The sequence below is a fragment of the Bradyrhizobium sp. S3.7.6 genome (genome assembly GCF_054061875.1).
Genome location: NZ_JBSSEQ010000001.1, coordinates 6,899,174 through 6,920,828, shown reverse-complemented (window position 1 = coordinate 6,920,828; position 21,655 = coordinate 6,899,174). Strand labels below are relative to the sequence as shown.

Below are 21,655 nucleotides of genomic sequence, written 5' to 3'. Positions count from 1 at the left end.
GATGGGGGAGCGCTCAACCCTGCCGCTGATCGAGGTCGCCAATCTCGGCGTTCGCCTCAACACCAGCCGCGGACCGGCGCAGGCCGTGCGCGGCGTCAGCTTCGCCCTCAAGCGCGGCGAGACGCTGGGTCTCGTCGGCGAATCCGGCTGCGGCAAGTCGGTGACGGCGCTGTCGCTGATGGGCCTCTTGCCGGACAGTGCTGTCGTGACCGGCAGCATCAAGCTTGATGGCAGCGAGCTCGCCGGTCTGTCGGATGCGGATTATTGCAAGCTGCGCGGCAACCGCATCAGCATGATCTTCCAGGAGCCGATGACGGCGCTCAACCCGATGCACACGATCGGGCATCAGGTTGCCGAGCCGCTGCGGCGTCACAAGAAATATTCGGCGGCGCAGGCGCGCAAGGAAGCGATCGCCTTGCTCGACCGCGTCGGATTGCCCGATCCCGCAGGGCGGATCGACGCCTATCCGCATCAGTTCTCCGGCGGTCAGCGCCAGCGCGTCACCATCGCGATGGCGCTCGCCTGCGAGCCCGACCTCCTGATCGCGGACGAACCGACCACGGCGCTCGACGTCACCATCCAGGGCCAGATCCTCGACCTCATCGCCGATCTCGTCGAGGAGCGCGGCATGTCGATGATCCTGATCTCGCACGATCTCGGCGTTATCGCCGAGAACGTGCAACGCATGATGGTGATGTATGGCGGCACGGTCGTCGAGAGCGGGCCGACCGACGAGGTGTTCCGCCGGATGGGCCATCCCTACACGCAGGGCCTGTTCCGCGCCCGGCCGAAGCTCGGCGCGCGCAAGGGGACGCGGCTGACGACGATCTCGGGGACGGTGCCCGAACTTGCGGACTTGCCTGCCGGCTGCACGTTCGGCGACCGCTGTCCGCTGGTCGAGGACAAGTGCCGCGTGGCGCTGCCGCCGATGATCGAAGTCGGTCCCGGTCACGGCGTGCGCTGTGTGCGCACCGATGTCTCCATGGCCGCGAATGTCGGAGCGCTGCCCGCATGACCGCAGCGCCGCTTCTCGACGTCAAGAATCTTGAGCAGCGTTACACGCTGCCGCGCGAAAGCCTGTTCCGCCCGCCGGGCCAGGTGCGCGCGCTCAACGGCGTCAGCGTGCGGGTCGATGCCGGCAAGAGCCTCGGCGTCGTCGGCGAGTCCGGTTCGGGCAAGTCGACCTTCGCGCGGGTGGTGATGGCGCTGGAGCGGCCGACGTCGGGGCAGGTCGCGCTGCTCGGGCGAGATCTCAACCGCATCTCACCCGACGAGCTGCGCCGTGCGCGCCGCGATTTCCAGATGGTGTTCCAGGATCCTTACGGATCGCTCGATCCGCGCCAGACCATCGCGCGCATCGTCGCCGAGCCGCTCACCGTGCTGGAAGATGCCGACCGCACCACGTTCCGCGCCCGCGTCTCCGCGGTGCTGCGGCAGGTCGGCCTGCGCGATGCCGACATGGACAAATATCCGCACGAATTTTCCGGCGGCCAGCGCCAGCGCATCGCGATCGCGCGCGCGCTGATCACCCAGCCGAAGCTGATCGTCGCCGACGAGCCGGTTTCCGCGCTCGACGTCTCCGTGCAGGCGCAGGTGCTCAATTTGATGCAGGACCTCCAGGAGCAGTTCGGCCTGAGCTACATCCTGATCAGCCACGACCTCGCCGTGGTCGACTATCTCTGCGACGAGGTCGCGGTGATGTATCTCGGCCGGATCGTCGAGCAGGGCAGGCCGGAGGACCTGTTCGAGCGCTGTGCCCATCCCTATACGCGGGCGCTATTGGATGCCGTGCCGCGGGCGCGCGCTGGCGGCGGCCGGCGCCGGCGCGGGGCCCAGGCGATCGCCTCGCAATCGGTGACTGCTGCCGGATGCCCCTATGTCGCGCGCTGTCCGCTCGCCGACCAGCATTGCCGCGAGGTTCCGCCCTTGCTACGCAAGGTCGGCGAAGCCCATCTCGCCGCCTGCCACAAGGCGGAGGCGGTGATGGCATTGCCGCACGCGGTCATGGAAGGTTAGTGTCCCCCATGGAATTGGCGTAGGCTGAGACAAGAGAAGGCCGGGGAGTTACGCATGTTCAGGAAATTATCGATCGTCGCATTTGCCGCCGCGCTTGTCGCAGCACCGCTGCCGGTGCTGGCGCAGGGCAAGAAGGACAGCGTCGTCATGGCGATGGCGCTGGAGCCGCCGGGGCTCGATCCCACCATCGCCGCCGCGGCCGCGATCGCCGAAGTGACGCTCTACAACATCTATGAGACGCTGACCAAGATCAACGAGGACGGCTCCGTCTCGCCCTTGCTGGCGGAGAGCTGGACCGCCTCGCCCGACCTGAAGACATACACGTTCAAGCTGCGCAAGGGCGTCAAATTCCAGAACGGCGAGCCGTTCGATTCCGCGGCGGTGAAGTTCTCGTTCGAGCGCAACGCGATCGCGACCAGCACCAACAAGGACAAGAGCCTGTTCCAGGCCTTCGAGAAGGTCGACGCGCCCGACGGTGACACGGTCGTGATCACGGTGAAATATTCCGAGCCGAACCTGCCGTTCCTGCTCGGGCAGGCGAGCGGTTCGATCGTCGAGCCGAAGAGTGCAGCCACCAACGGCACGCAGCCGGTCGGGACCGGGCCCTATCAGCTCGGGGCCTGGGCCAAGGGCTCCTCGATCACCCTGACCAAATGGGCCGACTATCGCAACGCCGCCGCGATCAAGCTGTCGAAGGTGACGATCCGCTTCATCTCCGATCCGGCGGCGCAGACCGCGGCGCTGCTCTCGGGCGACGTCGATGCGTTCCCGCGCGTTGCGGCTGCGCGCGCCATCGGACAGTTCAAGGCTGATCCGCGCTTCAACGTCATGGTCGGCGGCTCCCGTGCCAAGACCATCGTCGGCATCAACGAGCGCAAGAAGCCGCTCGACGACGTCCGCGTGCGCCGTGCCATCCTCGCCGCGATCGACCGCAAGGCGATGGTCGACGGCGCGGCTGATGGTTTCGGCACGCCGATCGGCAGCTTCTACGTGCCCGGCGCGCTCGGCTTCGTCGACACCACCGGCATCAACCCCTACGATTCCGAGAAGGCGAAGAAGCTGCTGGCGGAAGCCGGGGTCACCACGCCGCTCGAACTGTCGCTGAAGCTGCCGCCGCCGTCCTATGCGCGGCAGGGCGGCGAGATCCTCGCGGCCCAGCTCGCCAAGGTCGGCATCATCGCCAAGATCGAGAATGTCGAATGGGCGCAGTGGCTGTCGCAGGTGTTCGCCGGCAACGGCCCGCACAATTTCGACCTCACCATCGTCAGCCATGTCGAGCCGTTCGACCTCGTCAAGATCACCGAGCCGGACTACTATCTCGGCTACAACAACGAGGCCTTCAACGCGCTCTACAAGCAGATCGTGTCGACGCCTGACGAGGCTGGCCGCGCAAAGCTGCTCGGCGATGCCCAGCGGATGCTGGCCACCGACGCGGTCGCAGGCTTCCTGTACCAGCCCCAGCTCATCACCATCACCAACAAGAAGCTGAAGGGCGTCTGGAAGGACGTCCCGCAATACGAGAACGATTTCTCGACCTGGTCCTGGGAGTAGGGGCCGTTCGATCAGGTCGAACCTGCTGCAACGTTGACCTCTCCCCATCGGGAGAGGTCAATCTTTTTGGGCACCCCAAAAACAAAAACCTGAAAAACAACCCCATGCACAGTAGCCGGGGTTAGATATTTCAATGGCTTGCACCGTCCGCTCGATGGCTTGCTGAGCCATGCGATGCGGTTGACCCGTCGGGCAAAACACCGGCAATATACGATCATCGCGGCGTCATGGTTCGGGACGCGCCGTCAGGCGAGGCACGCCATGAAGAAGCCATCCCGCCGCGATGCCGGCATCGCCGCGGCTGTCGTCAACGCTGAAGCACCGATCACCCTGAAGCTCGACAATGCGCCGATGAGCGATATCGCTCATGCGCTGGCCAGCGGGCAGGTCACTGCCACGGCGCTGACCAAAACCTATCTCGCGCGCATCGAAGCCTATGACCGCAACGGGCCCGCGCTCAACTCCGTGCGCGCGATTAATCCCGACGCGCTTGGGATCGCGGGCAAGCTGGACGACGCCAGGCCGTCGGCCAAGCGGCCGCTGGCGGGCATCCCGATCCTGGTGAAGGACAACATCGCGACCGGCGACAAGCAGCCGACGACGGCGGGCTCGCTGGCGCTGGAGGGCGCGCGCGCCAGGAGAGACGCCACAATCGTCAAGCTGCTGCGAAAGGCCGGTGCGGTGATCCTGGGCAAGGCGAACCTGACGGAGTTCGCCAACATTCTCGCGGCCGACATGCCCGCGGGCTATTCGTCGCTCGGCGGTCAGGTGAAGAACCCTTACGTGCCGGCGCTGATGGATGATCGCGGCATCCCGGTCGTGCCGCCGGGCGGATCGAGCGCGGGCTCGGCCGTCGCCGTAGCGGCCGGCCTCTGCGCAGCCTCGATCGGCACCGAGACGTCGGGCTCGCTGCTGTATCCCGCGAGCCAAAACGGCCTCGTCACCGTGAAGCCGACTGTTGGGCTGGTCAGTCGGGCCGGGATCGTGCCGATCGCGCACAGCCAGGACACTGCAGGGCCGATGACGCGCACGGTGCGCGACGCGGCGATGCTATTGAACGTGCTCGCGGCCGAAGACCCACTCGACCCCGCGACCGAGCGGCAGCGGCGGCCGGTCGACTACAGCGCCGACCTCGCAACCGACGCGATGAGGGGCGCACGCATCGGCGTGCCGAGCGACCCGGCCGATCCGCTGAACGATCGCTACTACGGCAAGCTGCCGCCCAGGTCGGCCAAGGTGATGGCCGACGCGATCAAGGTGCTGGAGGATCTGGGCGCCGTCATCGTTCGTGCCAACATGCCAACATCTGGCTGGATCGGCGGGCCGGGCACGAGCATGAACGTGCTCAACCGCAATCCCCTAAGTCGCAACAAGGGTAATCTGGCGACGCCGCCGATCGTCTTCCTCTACGAGCTGAAGCGCGATCTCAACCTCTACCTCAGCGATTGGGCGACGAACACAGAGATGAAGACCATGGCCGATATCGTGGCCTTCAACGAGGCGAACGCGGAGACGGCGCTGCGGTTCGGCCAGGACCTGTTCCTGGCCGCCAACATGACCAGGGGCGATCTGAGCGAGCGCGAGTACAAATCGGCACGGGCCATGGACCTGCTCTCCGCCAAGACGCGCGGCATGGACGCCTACATGAACCAGCACAAGCTCGACGCGGTGCTGTTTCCCGGCGCCGCAGGCTGCGTGATATCAGCGAAGGCGGGCTATCCCAGCGTCATGGTGCCGGGCGGTTTCATTTCGGGAGCAGACGACAAGGACACGCCTGACTATCCGCTCGGCGTTACCTTCGCAGGCCGTGCCTGGAGCGAGCACAAGCTGCTGCGTCTGGCCTACGCCTATGAGCAGGCGACCAACATGCGCAAGCCGCCGCCCGGCTTGCCCGCGCTTTAGATTTCGCCGGCCGAGAGGATCAGGCGGAAATCCCTGCTCGCGCGTCGGACCACGTTTCTGGCCAGTTCCGAAAGTTCAGAGTGACAAATTGCGCGACACGCCCAAAGCGTCGACAAGAAAATCGATGAACAGGCGGGCACGCAGGGGGAGTTGTCGTCCGAATGCGTGCAGGACGTAGACCGGTGTGGTGAACATCGGTATGCCCGGCAGCACGACATTCAATCGCCCGGCGGCGAGCTCGTCCTCGATTGCGATGCGCATGAACTGCGTGATGCCAACGCCTTTTATGACCGCCTCAATCAACGACTGAGCATCGTCGCTATCGAAGGGGCCATTGGGGATGACCCGTGTGCCGTCCGCAAAAGTAAATGCTTGCGGCCGGCCACCAAGCAGATGGCGAAGGCAGGCATGCTGCGTGAGATCGTCGATCGACTGCGGGATTCCTCGTCGCTGAAGGTATTCCGGCGATGCGCCCAGAACATATTGCAGGACACCTAACGAGCGGCCGATCAGGTTTGTGTCTTCCAATTCGCCAATTCTGACAGCGAGGTCGAAACCCTCGCGGATGAGATCGACACGGCGGTCCGTGACGCTGAGATCAAGCTTGATGTCCGGATAGCGCTCCAGGAACGAGCCCGCCCATGCGGAAATCAACGGGCGTCCAAATGTACTCGGCACAGTGACCCGAAGCACGCCACGGACGTTTCCCGGAACCTGCACGACGTCGTCGGCTTCCTCTATCGCGCGCAGATGGGGAGCGACGTGCTCGTAGTAAGCGGCGCCTTCGGACGTTGGGCTGAGTGTGCGCGTTGAGCGCTGCAGCAAGCGCACGCCGAGGCGTTGTTCGAGGCGCGAAACGCTTTTCGATACCGCCGAGGGGCTGGCGCCGATCGATCGTGCGGCGCCGGCGAAAGAACCCGCGTCAACCGTCCGCACGAAGGCCAGCAGACCGGCCGTTCTTTCTAGAATCGTTGTCATTCAGGACTTTGGATCGCGAAAGAACCGAACGAAAGACGGCTAATCGGCCATTTATGAACGAATAGTCTGACTTTCGCAATGGGGGCCCCGACAACCGAGTTGGTCTTCCAATGCCCTTCATCGCTGAAGCTCGTGCAAAAAAGGAAAAGCAGTATGTCTGCGCAAATCAAGCCAACGATCGTTTTCTGTCACGGCATTTGGGCCGATGGCTCCTGTTTCAGCAAAGTCATTCCAGCATTGCAGGCCGACGGGTACGAAGTGATCGCCGTTCAATATGGCCTGGACTCCTTTGAGGAGGACCTGGCGACGGTGAGGCGCACACTCAATCGTGTTGGCAGCCCGGTCCTTCTCGTCGGCCATTCGTATGGCGGCGCCACCATCACGGGCTCGGGCACCGATGAACGCGTGGTCGGTCTCGTCTACATTGCAGCGGTCGCTCCGGATGCCGGCGAGACCGTACAGGACCAGCTCGACAAGTATCCGTCGGATATCTTCTCACGCGTCGAGGTCGCCGATGGGCGTGCCTGGATGCTTCCGAGCGGCACCGAGTTCTTCGCAGGAGACCTCTCCGCGGAAGACCAGAAGCTGGTTTGGGCCACCCAATATGCGCCCGTCTACAATCTGTTCCAGCAACAGAAGCTCAGCGCCGACAAGATCGCGTGGCGGTCGAAGCCGAGCTGGTACATTCTGGCCACGCAAGACCATACCGTGCATCCGGATCTGCAACGCTGGGTGTCGAAGCGCATGGGAGCGACGGTCACCGAAGTGGCGAGCAGCCACGTGCCGATGCTCTCCCAGCCAAATGTGGTTATCGACGTGATACGCAAAGCCGCGGCCGCCGTTCAAAAAAGCTGATCGCAAATAAGATACATTGCCGGACATGAAGGAGAGGTCGTTCGCGAGGCGACCTCTCTTATTCATGGGCTGGCGTGCGACGGCCGCTCTTGGCCCTTCGCAGACGTGGCGTTGCTCGATGCAGATTTCGGCTTGTGACCCCAAGCTGGCGTGTTGGGGCATTGGCGCGGTGTCGGCTTTTGACCCGAAGCGGACATTTTCCGAACGAATGAGCATCAACGTATTGGAAAATGCTCATGAAATCGGATTTCGATTGTAGTTCAGCGCGATTTGGCCTGACAGCTGCAAGCTGTTCGTTTTTCCGTAGTCCGCTGAGACTATTTCGTGAAATGATGACCCAGCTTCCCGGGTGTCTATTTGGCGCCCTTTCGCGCGTGGGTGGTTCACATGAACATTCGATCAAGTGTATTGGCCGCCGCTCTGACGGGCTCGATATTCGCACTGACGCCAAGTGTGTCGCAGGCGGAATGGCCTGACATCCGCGAGGCCAAGGCCATCGCCGAGGAAGGCTTCATCTACGGGCTGCCGATCGTGATGAACTACGCCGTCATGTACGAATATGCCGTCGACAGGAACTCTGGGCAATTCAAGGCGCCGTTCAACCAGATCAAAAACGAGGCGCGTGTCTATACATACAAAGACATGGCCGTAACAACTCCCAATAGCGACACGCCCTATTCGCTGTTATGGCTCGATCTGCGCGCCGAGCCGATCGTTCTTTCCGTGCCGGCTGTTGACAAGAGTCGCTACTATTCAGTGATGCTTTGCGACGGCAACACGTTCAATTACGGATATATCGGTAGCCGCGCGACCGGAAGCGAGGCCGGAGATTATATGGTGGTTGGGCCGAACTGGCAGGGTGCCACTCCGCCTGGCATCAAGAAGATGTTTCGCTCCTCGACACAATTTTCCGCCGCCGCCTACCGCACCCAGCTCTTCCATCCGGCAGATATGCCGAACGTTGAGAAGGTCCAGGCCGGCTATAAGGTGCAGCCCCTGTCGGCCTATCTCAAGCAGCCCGCGCCCCCCGCCGCAGCGGCCGTCGACTTTCCCAAGGCTAATGCGGAGTTGGTGAAGAAGAACTTCTTCGAGTATCTCGACTTCGCTCTCCAATTTGCGCCGGCCGGGCCGGAGGAAAAGGAAATCCGCGCCAAGCTCACGCGCATCGGCGTCGGCCCCGGAAAGACCTTCGACTTCAAGGATCTTCCGCTGACCCACAAGATTGAAATCGGGCTGGGGATGAAGGACGGCGAAGAGAAAGTTGAAAAGTATCTTGCTAGTGGACAGAAAGACGTAAATGGCTGGAAAATCGGATCGCTGTTCGGAGACCGGCAATTCTACAGCGGCGACTGGCTGAAGCGCGCTGCCGCAGCCAAGGGCGGCATCTATGGCAACGACGCAATCGAGGCCGTCTATCCAATGACGAAGGCGCTTGCTGATGGCGAGGTGCTCGATGGTTCCAAGTACAAGTACACAATCACTTTTTCCGCCGGACAATTCCCGCCGGTAGAGGCTTTCTGGTCGGTGACGATGTATGATGGCAAGAGCCAATTGCTGATCGAGAATCCGATCAACCGCTACCTGATCAACTCGCCGATGCTGCCGGACATGAAGAAGAATGCCGACGGCTCTCTCACGTTGTATATCCAAAAAGATTCGCCCGGCGTCGACAAGGAATCCAATTGGTTGCCGGCGCCGAATGACGAAATCTACCTCGTGATGCGTTTACATTGGCCGAAGACAACGGCGCCTTCGATCCTGCCGGCCGGTGGGGGCTCATGGCAGCCACCGGCCGTTGTGCGCGCAGCCAACTAAGCAATCTGAGGTGATCGAGTGATGCTGGCCAAGGTCCGCTTGTGGCCCTTCGCAGACGTGGCGTTGCTCGATGCTGATTTCGGCTTGTGACCCCAAGCTGGCGTGTTGGGGCGTTGGCGCGGTGTCGGCCTTTGACCCTAAGCGCAAGCCGGTATCCCTGCCGCTAAGCGGCTCGCGTCGACCAATTTCCGACGTTCCGTCCACCGCTGCCGGAGGCCGTCATCATCCGACCGATCGGATGCCTCGCGGGTCAGTATGTCGGTTCGAGGCCACGTAGTCGATCTCGCCATACGTAATCCCGATATCCTTCAGCTCCTGATCACTCAGGTTGCAAAGATCGCGCCTCAGCCGCTCCCATTTCCGCCACTCTTGAAAAGCGTTCCAGCAATTCCTGAAAACGCTGACATTGCGTCGCTGAGAGTCCGTCGTCTGGACCAAGCCCGTTGTCTGATAAATCATGCTCATCGCAGCATCCTCGGGCACCTTGTTTCCACCCTGGCATGCTGCCAAAATCCGGCCCAGCGCGCTTGATCTGCTGCTTACATTTTCCTTACGGACAGCTTATTCTTTATTTTCCAAGTGGTTGCCGGGCCTGACCGGAGACCGTCCAAGGGATTTCGCGTCTTGCGCTATCTCTTCGAAGACTACGAACTGGATTCCGGCCGCCGCGAGCTGTACCGCGACACAAACGTCGTTGCCCTGGCGCCACAGACGTTTGACTTTCTGGATTACCTCATCCGCAACCGCGAGCGCGTAGTTTGCAAGGATGAGCTCATCACAACCATTTGGAAGGGGCGGTGCGTATCGGATGCCGCGCTGACGACCCGCCTGAATGCCGCTCGGTCCGCAATTGGCGATTCCGGGGAGAAACAGCGGTTGATCAAGACGCTGCCAAGAAAGGGCTATCGCTTTATCGGTATGGTGCAGGAGGCTGACGGCGCCCCCACTGTGGCAGTCACAGAAATCCAGAGGGAGACGGCTAAACCCACCCTCACACTTCCCGACAAACCGTCGCTGGCCGTTCTGCCATTCACCAACCTGAGCTCCGATCCAGAGCAGGAGTATTTCGCCGACGGCATGGTCGAGGACATCATCACCGGCCTTTCACGGTCCAAATCGCTGTTCGTCATCGCGCGACAGTCCACTTTTACCTACAAAGGCAAGGCTATCGACATCAGGCAGGTCGGGCGCGAGCTGGGCGTTCGGTATGTGCTCGAAGGCAGTGTGCGCAAATCCGGCGATCGGGTTCGCATTGCCGGGCAGTTGATCGAGGCCACGACGGGTGCTCATCTTTGGGCGGACCGGTTCGACAGCCAGCTCAAAGATATCTTCGATCTGCAGGACCAAGTGACGAGTAGCGTGATTAGCGCACTCTTTCCTCAATTGGAGCGCGCCGAGATAGAGCGCGCAAAGCGCAAGCCAACCGAAAATCTTCAGGCCTACGATTACTATCTGCGTGCACTCTCGAGCTTCTATGAATTCACCCGCGAACAAAACATTGAAGCCCTCAGACTGATCCGGCTTGCTGTCGAGATCGATCCCGGATTGGCCTCAGCATACGCGCTTGGTGCTTATTGCTATCTGCAACGAAAGATCTTCGGCTGGACGATCGACGCGGATCAGGAACTGAACGACACCCGACGGTTGGCAAGGCGTGCGATCGAGCTCGATAAGGATGATCCAACCGTACTCGTGAGAGCCGGGCAGGCAATTGGCGCCGTACTATATGAGATCGACGATGGCGTGGCCCTCGTCTCCCGAGCTCATGAGCTTAACCCGAACCTGGCTGTTGCACGGTATACGATCGGCTGGGAACACATACGGCGCGGTGACATAGAGGCGGCGCTCAAGCAGTTCCACGCCGGGGGGCGTCTAAGCCCGATGGATCCGTTTCTTTTTCTGCTGCAGACCGGCATAGCGTTTGCGCATTTCTTGACGGATCGATACGAGGACGGGTCATCATGGGCCAAGTCGGCTGTGCTGCATCGGCCCAACTATCTCAACGCACAATTTATTCTGGCGGCATGCCACGCGATGTCTGGAAGGGTCGAGGAAGCCCGGATGATCGGTGCACGCCTGGTGGAAGCGAGGCCGGCTCTGCGCGTCTCCACACTCGTTCCAAAGCTCGCTCGATTTTACAGGCCGGAACACCTCGAAAGGATAGCGCGAGCTTGCCCCATCATGGGTCTCCCCCCATGAGTGCTGCGGTTGCCGGGAAATACTGGTCTCATTCCAATTCCCATCAACGGCGCAGTATGCAATGTCGGCTTGTGGCCCTTCGCAGACGTGGCGTTGCTCGATGCTGATTTCGGCTTGTGACCCTAAGCTGACGTGTTTGGGCGTTGGCGCGGTGTCGGCTTTTGACCCATAGCGGACCTTGCCATTTCGAGCGGCGGTCAGTTAGCTGCGCTATCAGATCAGAGCGTTCCCGCAGAAAGGATGAATTAAATTGCACCCGGCGCGCGCGCCCGAGCACGGATGATCTTGTTGAGAGCCATCAGGACCGAGGGGCGCAGGATTTGGATTGCGTCACGGATCGTTGCGCCGAGTGGCTGCCGGCCGATCCGTCCGCGTAGTCGAGCAACCCGCAACGCACGCACGACCGTTTCAGGATCGGGAAGTTCTCCTTTATCTTCCAAAAGGCTCCAAGTGAGGCGTTTGAGATCGACTGTCTCTTGGTCAATGTGAGTGAACGACCCGTCTGCCGTGATGCAGGGGTGGTTGGTCATGTCGTAAAAGATAAGACCATCGTCTATCGCTACCATGTCACCATGGCAGGCCAGATCAATGAAGAACAGTTGGTCGACCCCCCAACTTATCGACTTGTAGTTTCGCATCAGGCAGCCGGCTTTGACGACGTTGCTATTGACCAACAGCGTCGATGGGACAATTCCGAGCGACCGCGTTTTGCCCACCAAATAGAGATCAGTCAGGCACTGTTGGCCCGAATACACGTAAATCTCACCCCCTTGCCGGTACTTTATGCCTTTGTCTTGCACCAGATGGCTTGTGGAGGTGATGACTGCCGCGGCGGGGTAGGCCAACGCAAGTCTCGCGAAAGACGTAAGCGCCCCTGGCGCGAGCCAGTCGTCGTCATGCAACAATTTGATCCAGGGACCGCGACACGCAAGCATCGCATTGTTCGTGTTCTCGACCTGACCACGGCCTCTGCGGTTCTCGACGACTCGGATGCGCGGTTCTGTGCTGACATATTCGGACAAGAGGCGACAACTCTCGCCCACTAACCCTTCGTCGTCGCTGATCACCATTTCCCAATCGGAGAAGTCCTGCTGCAGCACGCTTTCGATCGCGCGTTGCAGCCCAAAAGGACGTCGAAAGGTTGGGATCGCGACCGAAATGAACGACCGGAGTTCCGCCTCGCTGCTCGACAGTTCTGCTGGAGACACAATCATCATCCCCTAGACGCAAGACCGCTCAACAATAACAGTTCTCGGGGAGCGGCAACATCCTAGATGTCCGGATGTGGCCCTTAGCGGACAAATCCGCGTCCTGAACTGTTGGACCGCTTTTGCCGCTTAGCGAACCTGGCCATCAGCTCAAATGTCCGCTTGGCCCATAAGCGGCCTTCCTCTCCTTACAGCTGTAACCATCTCCCTCCGGGGAGACATCGTTCGGTAGCGCGCGCCGCTTCATTCTTGGCGTGGCCGCGCGGACACAAGCGCGGCCACGCGTCCGTCCGGAAGCCTGCATTGGGTCGCGCAGGATGGCTTGCGACAGCGCATTCGCAACCGTGACGAAAGGGTTCTACGATGTCTTATAATTTTCTGCTGGCGTCGTGGGGAACCCTCGGGAATTTGAGCCCGCTGCTGACTGCGGCGCGGAGGCTGCACCGGAATGGACATCATATCCGGGTGATGGCGGATCCGGCGATGCGCGCTGAAGTCGAGGCCTCCGGCTTTGCATTTGTAGCATGGCGCCGCGCCCCGACCGGAAAGGCTGCGGATCCGGTGGACGTCTCGGATGTGAAAGACTTTCTACGCCAGGCCGTCTTTGATCCTGCCGCGCTCTATGCGGCCGATGTCCGGGATGAGATCGGCCGTATGCCGACGGATGCCGTTCTCGTGCTTGACGTGCTGTTTGGTGCTGCGCTCGGGGCGGAGGCGTCAGGCGTGCCTTTCGCTCTGCTGTCCCCTCATGTCAGCATTCGGCCCCTGCCGGGAATGCCGCCGGCTGTCAGCGGGTTGAGCCAACCGAAAACGCCGGAAGAGCGCGCCGAAGTCGACGCCGCCAATGCCAGGCTGGCCGAAACACTCAATCTGTTTCTGCCAAGTCTCAACCGCGCGCGTGCTGATCTGGGTCTTCCGCTTCTGGCAGATGTCTACGATCTGTTCGATCGGGCCAACCGGCTTTTGCTCGCGACCAGTCGAGCGTTCGACTTTCACGCTGACTCGCTGCCCGACAATTTTCGCTACGTCGGACCGCTGCTCGATGTACCGAATTGGTCCAAGTCTTCGCAGATGGAGGCGTGGCGAGCGCCATGGTCGGCTCAGTCGGGTCGTCCTCGCGGGCTGATCGCATGCAGCACGGGTGCGCAAGGTCAGCGCGAACTGTTTCAGCGCATTATCACAGCGATGGAGGCGGTCGAGATCGATGCCCTTGCAACAGCCGGTCCCAATGTCGACGTCGCCGATCTCAGGGCTCCGAACAATGTGCATTTGGTCCGGGGCGCTCCCCATGACCTCGTCATGAAGGATGTTTCCGTGGTGATCTCGCAAGGCGGTCACGGAACGACCACGCGTTCACTCATCAACGGACTGCCGCTGCTCATCCTGCCGATGGGTCGGGACCAGGCTGCCAATGCCGCGCGCGTCGAAGCGAAGGGGGCAGGGCTTCAATTGCCTCCAACCGCCTCCGAAGCGGAAATTGCAGCGGCGGTGAACCGATTGATTGCGGAGCCGCAATTCAGGATGGCAGCCCGTCTGCTCGGCGAGGCCATGAAAGTCGATATCGATCGGTCCGGCCTCGTCGACGAGATGGAGGCGATCGCCGCCATTGGCCGCGCGGCGAGACCGCAACCGAAGAATCAACCGCTTCGAAAATCTGCCTGACGGTTCGCAAGGCGAATTGGCGGCACACCGTTCGTGAAACGATGCGCCGCTCGTTGGTTCATGCCGCTTTGGCGTCGACGCTGCCGATCCAGTTGCGGGCCAGCGTCACGTCGGCCTGCGACAATTGATGGCCTGCCGGCAGGACCTTGTGGTCGACACGCGCGCCGGCTTCCGACAACAGCGCCGCAAGCTTTGCCGAATTGCTCGCTGGCACGATCGGATCAGCCTGCCCGGACAGCAGCAGAATCGGCTTGCCGCCAAGCTCCGCCTTCGGCGGATCCGACAGCGGCACCATGGCACGCAGCAGGATCGCGCCGGCCAGGACGTCCGGCTTCAGCAGCAACAGCGCGGCTGCGATGTTGGCGCCGTTGGAGAAGCCGACCGCAACAGGCGCGGCGATGCCGTATTGCTTCCGCGCATCCGCGATGAAGTCGCCGAGCTCCAGCGCGCGCCGGCGCACGTCGTCCTCGTCGAACACGCCCTCGGCGAGACGGCGGAAGAAGCGCGGCATGCCGTGCTCGAGCACGCGGCCACGCGGCGAGAGCAGCGCGGAGCCGGGCGAGATCATCTTGCCGAGCCCGAGCAGGTCGTTCTCATCACCGCCGGTGCCGTGCAGCAGCAGCAGCGGAGGGGAGCCCGCGTTGGTCGCGGGCTCGAAACGATGGATGAATGTGCTCTCGGTCATGACGCGCTTTCTTCCAGGCTCGGCAGAACATTTTCGATCTGCTTGCGCTGCGCTTCGAGGAAACTCGGCAGCTTCAGATCACGTCCCAGGGTTGCTACGGGCTCATCGACGGCGAAGCCGGGGATATCGGTCGCGATTTCGAACAGCACCCCGCCTGGTTCGCGGAAGTAGATCGAGCGGAAGTAGTTGCGGTCCCTCTGCTCGGTCGGATGCAGGCCGTGATTGCTCACGAGCTTTTGCGCCATCCGGCCCTGCTCGGCGTCATCGGCCGCGCGGAAGGCGATGTGATGGACGGAGCCGCCGCCCTGATGTCCGCGCAAGAAGCCCTTGGCCTCGTAGATGTCGACGACGCTACCTTCGGCATCGCCCGGCGCCTTGAAGCGGATCACCGAGCCCTCGCGTCCGGTCTCCTTGAAGCCGAACACGTCGGTGAGCACGGAAGCCGTCTTCGCCGCGCTGTCGAGCAGCAAGGTCACGCCATGGAAGCCGCGGATCGCGTGCTCGGCCGGGACGTCGCCATTGCTCCAGCCGGGCTCGTCCTCGGCACCGGGGACACCCACAAGCGCGAGCGCCATGCCGTCAGGGTCGGTGAACGGCAGGACGGACTCGCCAAAACGCTTCTCCAGCGCCTCGTAGGCGATGCCCTTCTCGGTGAAGCGCTGCGTCCAGTAGCCGAGCGAGCGCTGCGGCACGCGGAAGGCGGTCTGATGGGTCTCGCCGACGCCGCGGCGGCCGGCCGGCACGCCGGCCCAGGGGAAGAAGGTTAGGATCGTGCCGGGGCGGCCGGTCTCGTCGCCGTAATAGAAGTGGTAAGTGCCGGGATCGTCGAAATTGACCGTCTTCTTGACGAAGCGCAGGCCGAGATCCCGGGTGTAGAAGCGGAAATTGCGGATGGGATCGCCGGCGATCGCGGTGACGTGGTGCAGTCCAGACATTGTCGTCCTCCAGAAGTCGGGGAGCGGTCTTGCTCTGGGTGGAAATATCGTTCCGCTTTGGATTGGAGACAATCCATGCAAATATGACGTCTATGTCTACGATTTGGAAACAATCGCCGGGGCCGGCCCTTGGATAAGGTCGCCAGCCTCCGGGCCTTCGTGAAGGTGGTCGAAAGCGGCAGTTTTGCGGAAGCCGGCCGGCAGCTGCGGCTGTCGCGCTCGGCGATCAGCAAATACATCGCCGACCTCGAAGAGAGCCTCGGCGTCCAGCTCCTGAACCGGACCACCCGCCACGCCAGCCCGACCGAGAACGGCCAGCGCTACTTCGAGCGCGCGGTCGTGATCCTCTCGGAGATCGAGGCCGCCGACCAGGCGGTGGCGCAGGCCCAGTCGGCGCCGCGGGGATTGCTGCGGGTCAACGCGCCGATGTCGTTCGGCACCATGCGGCTTGGACCGGTGCTGGCCGATTTCATGGCGCGCTATGGCGAGCTTCAGCTCCAGATCGTGCTCAGCGACGATCTGCTCGATCCCGTGCAGGACGGCTTTGACGTGACGTTGCGGATCGCGGAATTGGAATCTTCGAGTTTGATCGCACGAAAAATCATGCCGGTGGCGCGCATGATCTGCGCCTCGCCGGATTATCTCGCTTGTCACGGCACGCCAAAGCATCCGCAGGATCTGCGTGAGCACGCTTCGCTGACCTATGGCTTCCTGCTCACCGGCAACCAGTGGAAGCTCACAGGCAGCGACGGCGATCACTGGATCCAGCCGGCCTGGTCGCTCTGCGTCAACAATGCCGAAGTGCTGCGCGACGTCGCGATCAAGGGCAGGGGGCTGGCGCTGCTGCCGGAGTTCATCGCGGCGGACGCTTTAAGGAGAGGCGAGCTGCGTACGGTGCTGGACGACTATTCTGCACCGCCGCTCGCGCTGTACGCGGTCTATCCGCCGACGCGGCATCTGTCGGTGAAGGTGCGGCTGTTCATCGATTTTCTGGTGGAGCGGTTTGCGCGCGAGGAGGAGGCGGGCGTGCAGTAACCGACCGCTGCTCGGCGGGCCGAAGCAGATCGTCGAGCGCGCTCATCGACGCCTCACGAAGTGCGGCGAGATCGCGCGCGGCGCTTTGGCATTCGGGTGGCGACATCGAGGGCGCCGCCAGCTCGATCTCGCGGCTGCGCTCGAACAGGCGGACGAGGCCGAGCGCGCCGGCGGCGCTGCCGAGCTGGTGCGTGAGCCGCGCCAACTGCGCGTGATCGCCGGCCGCGGCGGCTTTGGCGATTTCTGCGATCAGCTTGCCGCTGGTCTCCCCCAGCAAATGATGGAGCTTTTCGATTTGCGCGGGGCCGAGCAGCTCGCGCTGGTCGTCGAGGAAATGCCGGTCGATCAATGCGCCTGCAGCGAGTTGCGCGGCGGCCGGCTCATCCGGGGCGTCCTCGATCGCCTCGCGCAGCGCGTTGATCAGGATCGGCTTGCTGACGACCTTGGCGATGCCGGCACCTGCGAGCCGCTCGCGGGCGCTGGAGGAGACGTCGGCGGTCACGGCGATGATGCGCGGCATCCGCGGCAGATTGAGCTTGCCGATCCGCGACGCCGCCTCGACGCCGTCCATGTCGGGCATGTGCAGGTCCATCAGGATGATGTCGAACGCCTGATCGCGGGCGAGCGCAATGGCCGAAGCGCCGTCTCTCGCGATCGTCGCGCGATGGCCGAGCCGGTTCAGAATGGCTTCGCCGACCTCGCAATTGACGGGATCGTCGTCGACCAGCAGCACGCGGAGCTGCCGCGACGGCGGCGGGACCGCGCCTTGCGCCACGCCGCTTGCGGCGCGGCCGAGCGGCACCTGAAGCGTGAACGTGCTGCCCGCGCCCGGCGTGCTCTCCACCGTCAGCTCGCCGCGCATCAGGCGCGTGAGCCGGCGCGCGATCGCGAGTCCGAGGCCGGTGCCGCCGAACCGCCGCGCGATGCTGTCGTCGGCCTGGACGAAATCGTCGAAGATGCGCTCGTGCATGTCGGGCGCAATGCCGATGCCGGTATCGCGAACGGTGATGCGCAGCAGGACATGATCGTCGCGTTGCTCGGCGGCCGCCGCGAGCGCAATTCCGCCGTGCGGGGTGAACTTGATGGCATTGCCGATCAGATTGAGCAGGATGCGGTTGAGCCTGACCGGATCGCCGTGCACCGATGTGTCGACCGTCGCATCGCAGGCGAGGTCGAAGGTCAGGCCCTTGCCGAAGGCTTGCGGACACATCAGCTCCGCGGCGGTCTCGATCAGCTGGTGAAGGCGGAAGTCGCGCGTCTCCAGCGTTTCGGTGCTGGCCTCGAGGCGGGCATATTCCAGGATGGCATCGACCAGCGCGATCAGCGTTTCGCCCGATGCCTCCGCGGTCGCGAGGTGGCGGCGCTGGGCCTCGCCGAGGCTGCCGTCGTCGAGCAGCTGCAGCACGCCCATGACGCCGTTCAGCGGCGTGCGCAGTTCGTGGCTGACGACGGCGAGGAAGCGCGACTTGGTCTCGTTGGCCAGCACGGCGGCCCTGCGCGCGCGCTCGGCCGGCCGCGTCATGCTCGGCCAGGGCCTGATCGCGGGTCTTTTCGAGTTCGGCGGTCCGCTCGACGACCTTGCGCTCGAGCGTCGCATAGGAGTCGCGCAAGTGAGCGGCCATCCGGTTGAACTGGTCGCCGAGCGCTTCCAGCTCGTCGCCGGTCTTGATCGCGAGCCGCAGGCCGAGATCGCCGCTGCCGATCCGCCGCGCGCCCTGCGTCAGGATCTGGATCGGCACGGTCATGCGCCGGCTCAGCCAGAGGGACACCAGGATCGCGCAGGCGAGCAGGACGACCAGGAGAAACGTCGCGCGTCCGATCGATGCATAGATCGGAGCGTAGGCCTCGCTGAGCGGAAGCTCGACGAACACCAGCCAGCCGAGCGAGGGGACCGTCGCATAGGTCGAGAGCACGCGCTGGCCTGACAGATCCCCCTTGACCAGGCCGCCCGAAGGCGGCCCCACGCCGTCGAGTGCGGCGCGCACGTCGGCATGCCCGGAGAGATCGGTCCGTTGCAGCGCCGGCCACAGATCGGGATGCGCGATCAGGACTCCCATGCGGTCGACCACATAGGCCTTGCCGGTGTTGCCGACCCTGATCCCGGCGACGAGGTCCCAGATGAAGCGCAGATTGACGTCGGCCACGATCACATTGGGATTCCGCCCGGTCCCGCGCGTGGCGAGCGTCATGAACGGCTCGGTGTCGCCGAGGAAGTACACTGGCCCGTAATAGGCCCGGCTTTCATTGGCACCGCGGAAGGCCGGCGAGGCCGAGAGATCGGCCTTGCTGCCGACCCTGTCCGCGACGCGGCGCGACACGCGCACCTGCTCGCGGCCCTGCGAATCGAGCTCGGCAATTTCCGCGATCGCCGGCGAGAGGCGCAGGAGCCGGATGGCGTTCAGGCGGTCGTCTTCGTTGCTCGACAGCTCCGGAGGCAGCCGCGAGAGCCATCTGATCTGGCTTTCGATCTGGCCGATGAACTGGCCGATCTGGATGGCCGCGCTTGCTGCCTGCTCGCGCTGGGTCGCCGCGAGAAGCTGCTTCTGCTCGCGATAGGAGAACCAGACGTCGAAGCCGGTGTTGATGGCGAGCGCGGCAAAGGCGAGGGCGACGATCGAGTAGAGATATTTTCGGAACAACCGGCCCGGGGGCGTCCGCAAATGTCCCTGGTCGATCGCCTCGTTCACTCGCGGATCTCGTCGGCGCGCGCCAGCAGCGTGAAGGGAATGTTCAATCCGAGCGAGCGGGCGACCGTGCGGTTGATCAGGAGTTCGTATTTCCGCGGCGATTGCACCGGAAGATCCCCGGCCTTGGTGCCGCGCAGGATGAGATCGACGTAATCGGCCGAGCGCACCTCCAGCGTCGGCCCGTAGCTCATCAGTCCGCCCGCATCCATGAAATAATGGAACGGATAGATCGTGGGGACGCGATGCTTGGCCGCCGCCGCCACGACCGCCTGACGGTGGACCACGAGGAAGCTGTCGACCAGCGCAACCAGCGCCGCCTTGGGCGGTTCGGAAAAGCGCCTGATGGTTTCGTCGATGTCCGTTGGCGCGTTGACGGGCGCGGGGGTCACGGACACCCCTGAGGTCGCGGCCTCCCGCTCGATCGAGTCGAGGAAGAAGCGCCCGGCGCGAGGCGTGGTCGTCGGGTTGAAGAGGACGCCGACGCGCGCGAGATCCGGCACCGCCTCGCGGATGAGCTGAAGCCATTTGCCGCCCATTTCGGCGGTGCTGTTGGTGAAGCCGGTGACGTTGCCGCCGGGATGCGCGAGGCTTTCGACGAAGCCGTTGCCGACCGGATCGTTGGCGGTCGCGAAAACGATCGGGATGGTTTTGGTGGCGGCAAAGACTGCGGCGGTTTCGATGGTCGAGCCGGTCAGGATCACGTCCGGCTTGAGCTCGAGCAACTCCTGGACCGCGGTCTTGAGCTTGTCCGGTCCGCCGAAGGTCGAACGAAGTTCGAGGCGGAAGTTGACGCCCTCGACCCAGCCTCGCTGTCTCAAGCCGACGATGAGACCACCCAGGCGGGAGGTCGGGCTGTCGGTCATGCTCCGTCTGGTCAGTTCGTCGTCGAGCGGCAATCCCGTCAGCGAGGCAACGATCCGCATGCGATCTGACGTTGCGCCGAGCGCAATCCAGCCTGCAGCGGTTGTGCCTGCGAGGCGAATGAAGCCGCGGCGATCGAGCGCGAACGCGGAAGGCCGTTCGGTCATGGAATTCTTTGCACGATGGTCTGTCCCAACCGGATGCTTAACGCGAAAGGGCGGTGTCCACAATTGATGAAAAAATGCGCTTATGAATGTTCATTCGCAGCATTCGGCAGTCCGATACCGTATTCCTACCCCGCCAAAGAGTCGCTGTTTCGAGCTTTGTCTGCTCCGTGACGATCTGCAACGCATTGTGGCGTTGCAACATTTTCCGTCTCGTTGAGACGACGGTTCGGAGAAGTCGATTTCTGAGCGGCTGATTTTTTGAAGCGTTGTTTCAGGTTTGTTTCGAAGGTTGTCGATGCGCAAAATCTATCTTCTTCCGGCCCTCGTGGGCCTGCTGACCTCAGTTGCAGCCGGGCCGCTCGCGGCTCAGGGAGTAGTGCCGAAGCAGAAGGCTGCGCCGGCACCCAGAGCCGCCGCTGCCGGTGCGCCGCCGGCTGCCGCCGCCGGTGCGCCGGTCGCTGCTGCGACCGAGACGCCGACCGCCGGTGCGGACGACAAGACGGCCAAGGCGATCGACGGCTTCCGCTCCGCCAAATTCGGCATGAACGAATCCGACGTGCGCGCGGCGATGACCAAGGACTTCAGCGCCAAGCCCGACGCGATCAGGGCGCAGGACAACGCGTCCGAGCTGACGCACAGCCTGCTGCTCTCCGTTCCCGAGCTGCTGCCGAACGGCGGGACTGCCGAGCTCTCTTATGTGTTCGGCTACAAGTCCAAGTCGCTGATCCAGATCGGCGCGGTCTGGTCGAAAGGGACCGACACGGCGATGACGCCGGAGAAGCTGTTCTCCAACGCCAACATCCTGCGCGCCCATTTCATGGGCGAAGGCTTCAAGCCCGATTCGATCGCGATGAACATGCCCGTCGCCGGCGGCATCGTGATGTTCCGTGGCAGCGACGCCAAGGATCGCTCGGTGATCCTGCTTCTGCAGGGCACGTTCGAGAACAAGGAGAACAACCAGCGTGTGCTGACCCCGACCAGCCTGCTGCTGTTCTACGTGGCCGACGCCAAGAGCCCCGACATCTTCAAGCTGCCGCCCGGCCAGTTCTGATGCCGGACGACCTCACGACATTCTCCCACCCGGTTGTGGATCGGCGCC

Annotated in this window: 16 protein-coding genes and 1 pseudogene; 10 read left to right on the top strand and 7 right to left on the bottom strand. The window is 63.0% G+C overall.

The features are described 5' to 3' along the window. Position 1: 1 nt before the first annotated feature. The 4 genes from ACVJ5M_RS33750 to ACVJ5M_RS33735 all read left to right on the top strand — a co-directional run bounded on the left by ACVJ5M_RS33750 (position 2) and on the right by ACVJ5M_RS33735 (position 5,469). On the top strand, positions 2-1,015 hold the full coding sequence (locus ACVJ5M_RS33750; RefSeq protein WP_231144481.1) for an ABC transporter ATP-binding protein: 1,014 nt from the start codon (positions 2-4) through the stop codon (positions 1,013-1,015). Then, a complete protein-coding gene (locus ACVJ5M_RS33745) occupies positions 1,012-2,016 on the top strand; it encodes an ABC transporter ATP-binding protein (protein ID WP_063984456.1) in 1,005 nt (334 codons plus the stop codon). Before ACVJ5M_RS33750 ends, ACVJ5M_RS33745 begins: the two co-directional genes overlap by 4 nt. Positions 2,017-2,070: 54 nt before the next feature. After that, positions 2,071-3,567 carry an ABC transporter substrate-binding protein gene (locus tag ACVJ5M_RS33740; RefSeq protein WP_063984455.1) on the top strand — a complete coding sequence of 499 codons (1,497 nt, stop codon included), beginning with the start codon at positions 2,071-2,073 and terminating at the stop codon, positions 3,565-3,567. Between the two features lie 261 nt (positions 3,568-3,828). Continuing rightward, positions 3,829-5,469 carry an amidase family protein gene (locus tag ACVJ5M_RS33735; protein ID WP_231144482.1) on the top strand — a complete coding sequence of 547 codons (1,641 nt, stop codon included), beginning with the start codon at positions 3,829-3,831 and terminating at the stop codon, positions 5,467-5,469. Between the two features lie 75 nt (positions 5,470-5,544). On the opposite strand, the gene ACVJ5M_RS33730 is transcribed toward ACVJ5M_RS33735, so the two are convergent. Continuing rightward, a complete protein-coding gene (locus tag ACVJ5M_RS33730; protein ID WP_063984453.1) occupies positions 5,545-6,447 on the bottom strand; it encodes a LysR family transcriptional regulator in 903 nt (300 codons plus the stop codon). A 153-nt stretch (positions 6,448-6,600) separates the two neighbouring features. Here ACVJ5M_RS33730 and ACVJ5M_RS33725 point away from each other — a divergent pair, with 153 nt between their 5' ends. Both ACVJ5M_RS33725 and ACVJ5M_RS33720 read left to right on the top strand, forming a co-directional pair. After that, positions 6,601-7,302, top strand: a complete 702-nt coding sequence (locus ACVJ5M_RS33725; protein ID WP_231144483.1) for an alpha/beta fold hydrolase — start codon at positions 6,601-6,603, stop codon at positions 7,300-7,302. 387 nt (positions 7,303-7,689) lie between these two features. Next, a complete protein-coding gene (locus tag ACVJ5M_RS33720; protein ID WP_456679575.1) occupies positions 7,690-9,117 on the top strand; it encodes a DUF1254 domain-containing protein in 1,428 nt (475 codons plus the stop codon). Between the two features lie 222 nt (positions 9,118-9,339). On the opposite strand, the gene ACVJ5M_RS33715 is transcribed toward ACVJ5M_RS33720, so the two are convergent. After that, complete coding sequence (locus ACVJ5M_RS33715) at positions 9,340-9,576, bottom strand: DUF1127 domain-containing protein (protein WP_224581022.1); 237 nt, start codon at positions 9,574-9,576, stop codon at positions 9,340-9,342. A 165-nt stretch (positions 9,577-9,741) separates the two neighbouring features. On the opposite strand from ACVJ5M_RS33715, the gene ACVJ5M_RS33710 reads away from it, so the two are divergent. Beyond that, positions 9,742-11,316: a winged helix-turn-helix domain-containing tetratricopeptide repeat protein gene (locus ACVJ5M_RS33710; RefSeq protein WP_063984451.1), complete on the top strand. Its 1,575-nt coding sequence runs from the start codon at positions 9,742-9,744 to the stop codon at positions 11,314-11,316. Positions 11,317-11,561: 245 nt separating this feature from the next. On the opposite strand, the gene ACVJ5M_RS33705 is transcribed toward ACVJ5M_RS33710, so the two are convergent. Continuing rightward, complete coding sequence (locus ACVJ5M_RS33705) at positions 11,562-12,533, bottom strand: glycosyltransferase family 2 protein (RefSeq protein WP_071915478.1); 972 nt, start codon at positions 12,531-12,533, stop codon at positions 11,562-11,564. A 474-nt stretch (positions 12,534-13,007) separates the two neighbouring features. Between ACVJ5M_RS33705 and ACVJ5M_RS33700 the strand changes: the two genes are divergently transcribed. Further along, on the top strand, positions 13,008-14,186 hold the full coding sequence (locus ACVJ5M_RS33700; RefSeq protein ID WP_346283409.1) for a glycosyltransferase: 1,179 nt from the start codon (positions 13,008-13,010) through the stop codon (positions 14,184-14,186). Positions 14,187-14,244: 58 nt separating this feature from the next. On the opposite strand, the gene ACVJ5M_RS33695 is transcribed toward ACVJ5M_RS33700, so the two are convergent. After that, the gene (locus ACVJ5M_RS33695) at positions 14,245-14,871 is read right to left on the bottom strand and encodes an alpha/beta hydrolase (protein ID WP_063984448.1); all 627 of its coding nucleotides are present in this window, start codon (positions 14,869-14,871) and stop codon (positions 14,245-14,247) included. Continuing rightward, complete coding sequence (locus ACVJ5M_RS33690; RefSeq protein WP_354099336.1) at positions 14,868-15,806, bottom strand: ring-cleaving dioxygenase; 939 nt, start codon at positions 15,804-15,806, stop codon at positions 14,868-14,870. Before ACVJ5M_RS33690 ends, ACVJ5M_RS33695 begins: the two co-directional genes overlap by 4 nt. A gap of 129 nt (positions 15,807-15,935) precedes the next feature. On the opposite strand from ACVJ5M_RS33690, the gene ACVJ5M_RS33685 reads away from it, so the two are divergent. Next, entirely contained in the window at positions 15,936-16,841 is a 906-nt protein-coding gene (locus ACVJ5M_RS33685; protein ID WP_354099335.1) for a LysR family transcriptional regulator, read from the top strand. Here the strand turns inward: ACVJ5M_RS33685 and ACVJ5M_RS33680 are convergent. Together ACVJ5M_RS33680 and ACVJ5M_RS33675 are read right to left on the bottom strand one after the other, a co-directional pair. Beyond that, positions 16,786-19,528, bottom strand: a pseudogene (locus ACVJ5M_RS33680) (ATP-binding protein). The gene ACVJ5M_RS33685 and the pseudogene ACVJ5M_RS33680 sit on opposite strands and share 56 nt — an antisense overlap. Continuing rightward, complete coding sequence (locus ACVJ5M_RS33675; protein WP_063984444.1) at positions 19,525-20,556, bottom strand: ABC transporter substrate-binding protein; 1,032 nt, start codon at positions 20,554-20,556, stop codon at positions 19,525-19,527. The pseudogene ACVJ5M_RS33680 and the gene ACVJ5M_RS33675 overlap by 4 nt, the downstream one beginning before the upstream one ends. A 295-nt stretch (positions 20,557-20,851) precedes the next feature. On the opposite strand from ACVJ5M_RS33675, the gene ACVJ5M_RS33670 reads away from it, so the two are divergent. After that, entirely contained in the window at positions 20,852-21,607 is a 756-nt protein-coding gene (locus tag ACVJ5M_RS33670; protein WP_063986535.1) for a hypothetical protein, read from the top strand. The last annotated feature ends 48 nt before the right edge of the window (positions 21,608-21,655 follow it).